The organism is Arsukibacterium sp., from assembly GCF_033722355.1.
Lineage (GTDB): Bacteria > Pseudomonadota > Gammaproteobacteria > Enterobacterales > Alteromonadaceae > Alishewanella.
This window is the reverse complement of sequence record NZ_JAWVZF010000107.1, coordinates 1-9,443: the sequence shown is the minus strand read 5'-3', so window position 1 is coordinate 9,443 and position 9,443 is coordinate 1. Positions and strand designations below refer to the sequence as shown.

8 protein-coding genes, 2 tRNA genes and 1 pseudogene are annotated in these 9,443 nt (G+C 49.0%); all 11 read left to right on the top strand.

The window, feature by feature from the left end; all coding sequences use genetic code 11:
- Window positions 1-343 (top strand): annotated as a pseudogene (locus R3177_RS10285) (ATP-dependent metalloprotease); the annotation flags it as partial.
- Window positions 344-486: 143 nt separating this feature from the next.
- On the top strand, window positions 487-1,326 hold the full coding sequence (gene folP / locus R3177_RS10280) for a dihydropteroate synthase (protein ID WP_318970944.1): 840 nt from the start codon (window positions 487-489) through the stop codon (window positions 1,324-1,326).
- On the top strand, window positions 1,323-2,657 hold the full coding sequence (glmM, locus tag R3177_RS10275; protein WP_318970943.1) for a phosphoglucosamine mutase: 1,335 nt from the start codon (window positions 1,323-1,325) through the stop codon (window positions 2,655-2,657). The genes folP and glmM overlap by 4 nt, the downstream gene beginning before the upstream one ends.
- Window positions 2,658-2,777: 120 nt before the next feature.
- Window positions 2,778-3,515: a triose-phosphate isomerase gene (gene tpiA, locus R3177_RS10270; protein ID WP_318970942.1), complete on the top strand. Its 738-nt coding sequence runs from the start codon at window positions 2,778-2,780 to the stop codon at window positions 3,513-3,515.
- 2 nt (window positions 3,516-3,517) lie between these two features.
- Window positions 3,518-3,841: a preprotein translocase subunit SecG gene (gene secG / locus R3177_RS10265; RefSeq protein WP_318970941.1), complete on the top strand. Its 324-nt coding sequence runs from the start codon at window positions 3,518-3,520 to the stop codon at window positions 3,839-3,841.
- Window positions 3,842-3,853: 12 nt separating this feature from the next.
- A tRNA-Leu gene (locus tag R3177_RS10260) sits at window positions 3,854-3,938 on the top strand.
- 75 nt (window positions 3,939-4,013) lie between these two features.
- A tRNA-Met gene (locus R3177_RS10255) sits at window positions 4,014-4,090 on the top strand.
- Between the two features lie 237 nt (window positions 4,091-4,327).
- On the top strand, window positions 4,328-4,783 hold the full coding sequence (rimP, locus tag R3177_RS10250; protein ID WP_318970940.1) for a ribosome maturation factor RimP: 456 nt from the start codon (window positions 4,328-4,330) through the stop codon (window positions 4,781-4,783).
- A 34-nt stretch (window positions 4,784-4,817) separates the two neighbouring features.
- Window positions 4,818-6,314: a transcription termination factor NusA gene (nusA, locus tag R3177_RS10245; protein WP_318970939.1), complete on the top strand. Its 1,497-nt coding sequence runs from the start codon at window positions 4,818-4,820 to the stop codon at window positions 6,312-6,314.
- A 25-nt stretch (window positions 6,315-6,339) separates the two neighbouring features.
- The gene (infB, locus tag R3177_RS10240) at window positions 6,340-9,024 is read left to right on the top strand and encodes a translation initiation factor IF-2 (RefSeq protein WP_318970938.1); all 2,685 of its coding nucleotides are present in this window, start codon (window positions 6,340-6,342) and stop codon (window positions 9,022-9,024) included.
- 108 nt (window positions 9,025-9,132) lie between these two features.
- On the top strand, window positions 9,133-9,443 hold a 311-nt coding region (gene rbfA / locus R3177_RS10235), incomplete at its 3' end, for a 30S ribosome-binding factor RbfA (protein WP_318970937.1).

Genomic DNA, 9,443 nt, shown 5'->3' with positions numbered 1-9,443 from the left:
TTTAGGTCGTTCGGTCAGCAAGAACAAGCACATGTCAGAAGATACAGTAAAAGCAATTGATGCAGAGATCCGTGCCTTTATTGACCGTAATTATGTGCGTGCCAAGAAGCTGATAGAAGACAATATGGACATCTTACATGCAATGAAGGATGCCCTGATGAAGTATGAAACCATTGATGCCAAACAAATCGACGACCTGATGGCGCGCCGTGATGTCCGCCAGCCAGAAAATTGGGAGCCACGTGATAAAGGCAATGATGACAATGATGGTACCGGTAAAGCGAAAACTGAAAGCGAAGGGCCGGTAGCAACAGACAAGCCTTCAGAAGGTAACCTGCATTAAGAGTCATTAAGGTTGTTTTGCAATGATGCGCATTAACCATATGCATCGATAGCAGACACTGGTTATACTGTAAGCCCCGGATATCCGGGGTTTATTTTTATCTGCCTTAAAATCTCAGAGCGCTTATCATTGAGGTAATATATATGCAGCTACAACTTCCACGTCAGCGCCAGTTAGATTTATCAACACCGGTGGTTATGGGTATTTTAAATATTACACCTGACTCATTTTCTGATGGTGGCCGGTATTTTAAGCCAGATGAGGCGCTGCGCCAGGCAGAGCAAATGCTGACAGATGGGGCGGCAATTCTGGATATTGGTGGTGAATCGACCCGCCCTGGCGCGGCTGCGGTGCCGTTGCAGCAAGAACTTGACCGCGTGATACCGGTGATTGAAGCCATCCGGCAGCGATTTGATTGTGTACTGTCGGTAGATACCAGTAAAGCCGGTGTCATGTCAGCAGCCGTTGAGGCCGGAGCCGATATCATTAATGATGTGCAGGCCTTGCAGGGCGACGGCGCGCTGGCGTGTGCTGCTTCGTTAAATGTGCCGGTCTGTCTGATGCATATGCAGGGGGAGCCGCGCACTATGCAGCAACAGCCGCAGTACGATGATGTTGTGGCTGAGGTAGTGAAGTTTTTACAACGGCGGACAATGGATTGTCAGTTTGCCGGCATTAGCAAAAATCAGCTTATTCTGGACCCGGGCTTTGGTTTTGGCAAAACCCTGAGTCACAACTATCAGTTGCTGGCGGCGCTGGAGCAGCTGGTAAAACTGGGTTATCCGGTGCTGGCCGGCATGTCCCGCAAGTCGATGATTGGTCAGTTACTTGAGGTGCCATTAAATCAGCGTTTGGCAGGTAGTCTGGCGTGTGCGACAATTGCCGCATTACAGGGCGCCCGGATTATCCGGGTTCATGACGTGAAAGAAACAGTACAGGCAGTGCAGGTGGCGACTGCGGTGCGCTTTGGAGTGGAAGCATGAGTAGAAAATATTTTGGGACTGACGGAGTACGTGGCCGGGTGGGTGAGTTTCCCATTACACCGGAATTTGCCATGAAGCTGGGCTGGGCGGCGGGCCGCGTATTATCGGCCCGAGGCACCCGTAAAGTTCTGATAGGCAAAGATACCCGGATCTCAGGCTATCTGTTAGAAACAGCGCTGGAAGCAGGCCTGGTGGCTGCTGGGGTGGATGTCAGGTTGTTAGGACCTATGCCCACTCCGGCGGTGGCTTATTTAACCCGGACTTTCCGGGCCGAGGCCGGTATTGTTATCAGCGCGTCGCATAATCCGTATTATGATAATGGTATTAAGTTCTTTTCGGCTGACGGCACCAAGTTACCGGATGATGTGGAGCTGGCCATTGAACGTGAGCTGGAACAGCCAATGGTTTGTGAGCCGTCAGAAAAGCTGGGTCGGGCTATGCGGATTGAAGATGCCGCCGGACGCTACATCGAATTTTGTAAAAGTCATTTAAAAAACCATTTATCGTTAAAAGGTCTGAAAATAGTAATCGATTGTGCCCACGGCGCTACCTATCATATTGCACCTGCGGTATTTAAGGAGCTCGGTGCTGAGGTGTATGCTATCGGCTGTAAACCTGATGGGTTTAATATTAATGACAAATGTGGTGCCACCCATACTGATTTGCTGCAGCAAACAGTGCTGGAGCAACAGGCCGATTTAGGTATTGCCTATGATGGTGACGGTGATCGGGTGATGATGGTTGATAAACAGGGGCGGGTATTAGACGGTGATGAAATCGTTTATATTATCGCCCGCTATGCCCAACGGGAAAAAATGCTGCAGGGCGGTGTGGTGGGTACCCTGATGAGTAATCTTGGTCTGGAGCTTGCTCTGGCAGCGCTGGATATTCCTTTTGCCCGTAGTGCCGTAGGCGATCGCTACGTGATGGAACTGTTACGGGAGAAAAACTGGCGAATTGGCGGTGAAAACTCTGGCCATATTCTTAATTTAGATCATGCCTGTACCGGCGATGGTATTATTGCCTCGCTGCAGGTATTAAATGCTATGCTGGTAACAGGTGAAACGCTGGCACAGTTAACCAGCGGTATGCAAAAGCTGCCGCAGGTACTGGTTAACGTTAAATTTGAGAAAGGCACAGCGCCCCTTGAAAAACAGCACGTTAAGCAGAAGATTGCCGAGGTGGAGGCATTACTGGCAGATAAAGGCCGGGTACTGATCCGTAAATCAGGTACTGAGCCGCTTATCCGGGTAATGGTTGAGGGTGAAGATGCAAAAGTGGTGCGTGATTACGCCGAACAAATAGCCGCGGCGGTAAAACTGGCAAGTTAAGGTTTACTGGCTGCCGTTGCACATTATAGCCGCAGTCAGTGGCTGCCGAGGCGGTTTAAGCTTGTTCTTTGCAACTGGCTTGGTTAGTATTCCGGCGGTTTTTAATCAGGGAATAATGGTATGTCAGCAAAAAAACTGATCGCTGCCAACTGGAAAATGAATGGGTCCAGAGCGCTGGTCGAGGCTTTTGTCCAGCAGTTAACAGACGTAAGTTCCGGGGTAGACGTTTTAATCTGTCCTCCTGCGACCCTGTTGCCGCTTTTTCCAGCGAGCCAGCATTATATGCTGGGTGCACAGAATTTAAATGAACATGAGCAGGGCGCTTACACCGGTGAACTTAGTGCTGCATTGATTAAGGAAACAGGCGCAACTTATGTATTGATCGGTCATTCAGAACGGCGCCAGTATTACGCTGAGACAGATCAACTGATTTGTCAGAAAATGCAACAAGCCGTAACTGCCGGCCTGACGCCGGTACTGTGTATTGGTGAAACCTTAACAGAGCGTCAGCAAGAAAATACCGAGCAGGTTATTGCGAAACAGTTAGCGGCAGTGTATTCTTCGCACCCCGAATTGCTGGTAAATTCAGTCGTGGCCTATGAGCCGGTTTGGGCGATTGGTACCGGTGAATCGGCTACACCGGAGCAAGCGCAGGCAACCCATGCGTTTGTACGGCAGCAGCTGGCGCAATATGATGCAGCCGCTGCTGCAACAGTAAAAATTTTATATGGTGGCAGCGTTAACGCAGAAAACTGTAAGGCGTTATTTGCTCAGGCCGATATTGATGGTGCATTAGTTGGCGGTGCCAGCTTAAAACCTGCAGATTTTATGCAAATTTGCCAAAGTGCAAAGGAATAAGCATGTACGAAATTATTATTGTAGTGTATCTATTGGTGGCGATGGCCTTGATTGGCCTGGTGTTGATCCAGCATGGCAAAGGCGCTGATATGGGTGCGGCCTTTGGTGCCGGTGCTTCATCGACGGTTTTTGGCTCATCCGGAACTGGAAATTTTTTAACGAAAACCACAACAGTACTGGCCACATTATTTTTTGTGTTAAGCATCGTACTGGGTAACTACACTGCGAAGCAAAGTGCACCGGTAGATGAGTGGGATTTGTCAGCGCCGGCTGTGGAAAAAGCACCGGTTAAGAAAGACGATAACAGTGATATTCCGGTAGGCTAACCTCTTTTTTCTGCCGAGGTGGTGAAATTGGTAGACACGCTATCTTGAGGGGGTAGTGTCTTCGGACGTGCGGGTTCAAGTCCCGCTCTCGGCACCAATTATATTCGCGGCTTTGCAATGCAAGGCTTGCGGTAACAGGTAAGGCGCTATATAATATGCGCCATCAGTCGGACGCGGGATGGAGCAGTCTGGTAGCTCGTCGGGCTCATAACCCGAAGGTCGTCGGTTCAAATCCGGCTCCCGCAACCACATTTTAGGTTAAACAGTTGTAATAGTCAGGCGCCTTGGGCTCCTCTTTACAACTACAGGGCGAAGGTCTGAATCCATCTCCCGCAACCAAATTAAAACAGCATTTCATTGGCGATATGAGTGTTGTTCGGATGTTACTTCGCCCCGCTTGTTCGGGGCGTTTTCGTATCTGGCGTGTCAGTTTTATGCAGTAATGGGCGCTATGCCCATTTTTTATTGGTGTATTCGGAGGTCTTTTTGACTAAACAAGAACAACAACTGGCAGAGTTGTTGAGCCCGACAGTAACCGCTGCCGGTTTTGAATTATGGGGTATTGAACTGCTGCGGGCTGGCAGGCATACAACGTTGCGACTTTATATTGATCATAGTGACGGCATTACGGTTGATCATTGCGCTTTGGTAAGCCGCGAAGTCAGCGCTGTGCTGGACGTTGAAGATCCTATCCCTACCGAATATACCCTTGAAGTGTCATCACCCGGTTTAGCCCGGCCACTGTTTACTGAAGCACACTTTGCCCAGGCCGTTGGCCAGCAAATTGAAGTGAAACTGACAATAGCACAAGATAACAGAAGAAAATTCAAAGGCATGTTAAAGGCACTAGACGCTGACATGTTAATTATGGAAGTCGATGGCAAACCCTATCGTTTGCTGCTGGATAATATAGACAAAGCAAACGTAGTACCGGTTTTTTAAGGTATTCGGGTCGCGTCAGAACGAGGCAGATACAATGGCAAAAGAAATATTATTGGTTGTCGATGCAGTATCAAATGAAAAGTCAGTCCCACGGGAAAAGATTTTCCAGGCGCTGGAATTTGCATTAGCTGCAGCCACTAAAAAGAAAAACGAAGGCGATATTGAAGTTCGGGTCAGCATTGACCGTAAAACCGGCTCTTATGAGACGTTCCGGCGCTGGGAAGTTGTCGCGGATGATGCGGTACAGGAGCATCCTACCCGCGAAATTACTTTGTCTGCTGCGCAATATGATTCACCTGATGTAAAAATCGGTGATTATTATGAAGAGCCGATCGACTCCATTGAGTTTGATCGGATCACCACCCAGATGGCGAAACAGGTTATTGTGCAGAAAGTGCGCGAAGCTGAACGCTCTCAGGTTGTCGAGGCTTATATTGATCAGGTGGGTGAGTTAGTAACCGGTGTCGTTAAAAAGGTAAACCGCGACAGCATCATCGTCGATTTAGGCAACAACGCCGAGGCCATGTTACCGCGCGAAGAAATGTTACCACGGGAAACCTACCGTCCGGGCGACCGTATCCGTACTTTATTGTACGATGTGAAGCCGGAAGCGCGCGGCGCTCAGCTGTTTTTAAGCCGTGCCCGGCCTGAAATGCTGTTAGAGTTATTCCGGATTGAAGTGCCGGAAATCGGTGAAGAAATGATCGAATTGCGTGGTGCCGCCCGGGATCCGGGGTCGCGCGCAAAAATTGCAGTTAAAAGTAACGACCGACGGATAGACCCGGTGGGTGCCTGTGTGGGTATGCGCGGCTCAAGGGTGCAGGGCGTTTCAAATGAACTGGCCGGTGAGCGGGTTGATATCGTGCTGTATGATGACAACGATGCACAGTTTGTCATTAACGCAATGGCACCTGCTGAAGTCGCTTCGATTATTGTTGATGAAGATGCCCATTCGATGGATATCGCAGTTGAAGACTCCAACCTGGCAATGGCAATTGGCCGTAATGGCCAGAATGTAAGGCTGGCCAGCCAGTTAACGGGCTGGGAGCTGAATGTTATGTCGGTCTCTGATATGAAGAAAAAGCACCAGGAAGAAACGGAGAAAGTGCGTCAGGCCTTTATGGAAGCGCTGGAAATTGACGAAGACTTCGCTGATGTATTGGTCGAAGAAGGGTTTTCAACGCTGGAAGAAGTGGCCTATGTGCCTGTCAGTGAACTGTTATCAATCGACGGTTTTGATGAAGAGATAGTCGAAGAGCTGCGTGGCCGGGCCAAAGCAGTACTGACAACCCGTGCGCTGGCCAGTGAAGAATCTCTGGAAGACGCCAAACCGACAGAGGCGCTGCTGGCGCTGGACGGTTTAGATACCCACACTGCCTATGTTATTGCCAGCAAAGGTGTTACTACCCTGGATGATTTAGCTGAGTTAGGTGTCGACGATTTATTAGATATAGCAGATGTAACTGAACAAAAAGCCGCAGAGCTGATTATGGCTGCTCGCAATATTGTTTGGTTTAGTGAAAGTAACTGAGTAGTCAACGGAGGTAACAACACAAATGGCAGAAGTCACCATAGAGAAGCTGGCCAGTGATGTCGGTACAACTGTTGATCGGTTAGTACAACAATTTGCTGATGCAGGTATCACCAAAGCTGCAGGGCAGCAGGTATCTGAAGATGAGAAAAAAACCCTGCTGTTACATTTAAGTAAGCAGCACGGTGGTAAATCGGCAGAGCCGTCAAAGCTGACATTAAAGCGCAAAGAAAAAACTACTTTGAGCGTAGCCGGCGGAGCCGGTCGCAATCGGGAAATTCAGGTAGAAGTGCGCAAGCAGAAAACTTATATCAAAAAGCCAGTTGTTGATGAAGCAACATTAAAGGCGCAGGAAGAAGCCCGGATAGCGGAAGAAAAAGCTAACGCTGAAGCCAATCGCGCCAGGCAGGAAGCAGAGCAGAAAGCACGTGATATTGCCGCTGCCAAAGCGAAAGAAGAAGCAGAACGCAAAGCTGCTGAAGCTAAAAAGCGTGAAGAAGCAAAACAAGCCCAGCTGTTAAAAGACGATCCTGAAGAGGCCGCCCGTCGTGCTGCCAAAGAAGAAGCCAAGCGGGAAGCTGAGCATATTCGTCAGCAGCAGGAAGCCGAAGCCTTGCGTAAGCTGGAAGAAGAAGCGAAAAAACAAGCTGAGGCGGCCCGTAAACTGGCTGAGGAAAACAGTGAGCGTTGGGCGCAGGAAGAAAAAGCTAAGTCGACTGAAAAAGACGACTATCACCTGACCAGCAATGAATTTGCCAAACAGGCCGAAGATGAAGTAGACGCGAAAGAAGAGCGGGCCGGTCGTCGTGGTGTCGGTAAAAAAGCTCCGCCAGCCAAAGGTAAAAAGAAAGATGACGGTAACGATAAGGAAGCCTTTAATCGTGCCAATCGTCACACCAAGAAAAAGAAAACCCCTACCAGTATGCAACATGGGTTTAATAAGCCAGCACAACCGGTTGAGCGGGAAGTGAAAATCGGCGAAACGATCACGGTTGCTGAACTGGCGTCTAAGATGGCAGTTAAAGCCTCTGAAGTCATTAAAACCATGATGAAAATGGGCGCGATGGCGACAATTAATCAGGTCATTGATCAGGAAACAGCCGCCATTGTCTGTGAGGAAATGGGCCATAAATTTACCCTGACCAAAGAAAATGAATTAGAAGAAGCGGTAATGTCGGATCGTCAGGGTGAAGGTGAGCTGGAGCCACGGGCACCGGTTGTCACCGTGATGGGTCACGTTGACCATGGTAAAACGTCATTACTCGATTATATCCGTAAAGCCAAAGTTGCAGCCGGTGAGGCCGGTGGTATTACCCAGCATATTGGTGCGTACCACGTGGAGACAGATCGGGGTATGGTGACGTTCCTGGATACCCCAGGTCACGCCGCTTTTACGTCAATGCGGGCCCGTGGTGCTAAAGCCACTGATATCGTTATCCTGGTAGTGGCAGCAGATGATGGTGTAATGCCGCAAACCAAAGAAGCCATTCAGCATGCGAAGGCCGCTGGCGTGCCGCTGGTGGTGGCAGTGAATAAAATTGATAAACCGGAAGCGGATCCGGATCGGGTTCGGAACGAGCTGTCACAGTTTGATGTTATCTCTGAGCAATGGGGTGGTGACACCCAGTTTGTTCAGGTTTCAGCGAAATCCGGTCAGGGCATTGATGAACTGTTGGAAGCTATCCTGAACCAGGCTGAACTGCTTGAACTGAAGGCCGTCAAAAATGGTCTGGCCCGTGGCGCTGTTATTGAATCACGGCTTGATAAAGGACGTGGCCCGGTTGCCTCTATTTTGGTACAGGAAGGTACTCTTAATCAGGGTGATATTGTGCTGTGCGGTTTTGAATATGGCCGGGTTCGGGCGATGCGTGATGAAAATGGTCGCGAGATAAAGTCGGCAGGGCCGTCTATTCCGGTAGAAATCCTCGGTTTATCAGGTGTCCCGCAGGCCGGTGATGAAGTCACCGTAGTAAAAGATGAGCGTAAAGCGCGGGAAGTGGCATTATATCGTCAGGGTAAATTCCGCGATGTTAAACTGGCCCGGCAGCAAAAAGCCAAGCTGGAAAACATGTTTGCCAACATGGAAGAAGGTGATGTCTCTGAACTTAACCTGGTATTAAAAGGTGATGTTCAGGGGTCGGTGCAGGCAATTTCTGAATCACTGGCTAAACTGTCTACTGATGAAGTGAAAATTAAAATTATCGGTAGTGGTGTCGGTGGTATTACTGAAACTGACGTCACGCTGGCAGCGGCATCACAAGCAATTATTATTGGTTTTAACGTTCGTGCTGATGCTTCAGCCCGCAAAATGATTGAAGATGAAGGCCTGGATCTGCGTTATTACAGCATCATTTATGAACTGCTGGATGAAGTCAGAGCCGCTATGACCGGTATGCTTGCCCCTGAGTTTAAACAGCAGATTATAGGTCTGGCTCAGGTACGTGATGTGTTCCGCTCACCGAAGTTTGGTGCCATTGCCGGGTGTATGGTCACCGAAGGTGTGATTAAGCGCAATGCGCCAATTCGGGTGCTGCGTGATAATGTGGTTATCTTTGAAGGTGAGCTGGAATCACTGCGTCGGTTTAAAGACGATGTGAACGAAGTCAGGAACGGCTTTGAATGTGGTATTGGTGTGAAAAACTACAACGATGTTCGTGAAGGCGATCAGATTGAAGTATTTGAAACCATTCAGGTTGAACGTACTTTATAAAGTACCGCCGGCCAGCACATACAGGCAATACACTGCTGGTAACATATAAAACAGGGGCCGTAGTGCCCCTGTTGTGTTCTGTCTGGCTCAAAATTGGATTACACAGTAATGGCAAAAGAATTTTCCCGCGTTGACCGGTTGTCTCAACACATTAAAAAAGAAATGGCAGTTATTTTGCAGCGTGAGATAAAAGACCCGCGGCTGCACTCGATGATCACCGTCTCTGATGTCGAAGTATCTCGTGACCTGTCACATGCTAAGGTATTTGTAACCTTTTTAGGTATGGACGACAGCAAGGTGGAAGACAATCTTAAAATTCTCAATGATGCTGCCGGCTATGTCCGCAGTTTGATTGGTAAACGTATTCAGACCCGGATCGTGCCACATATCCGTTTTGCATTTGACCAATCGTTGAATGA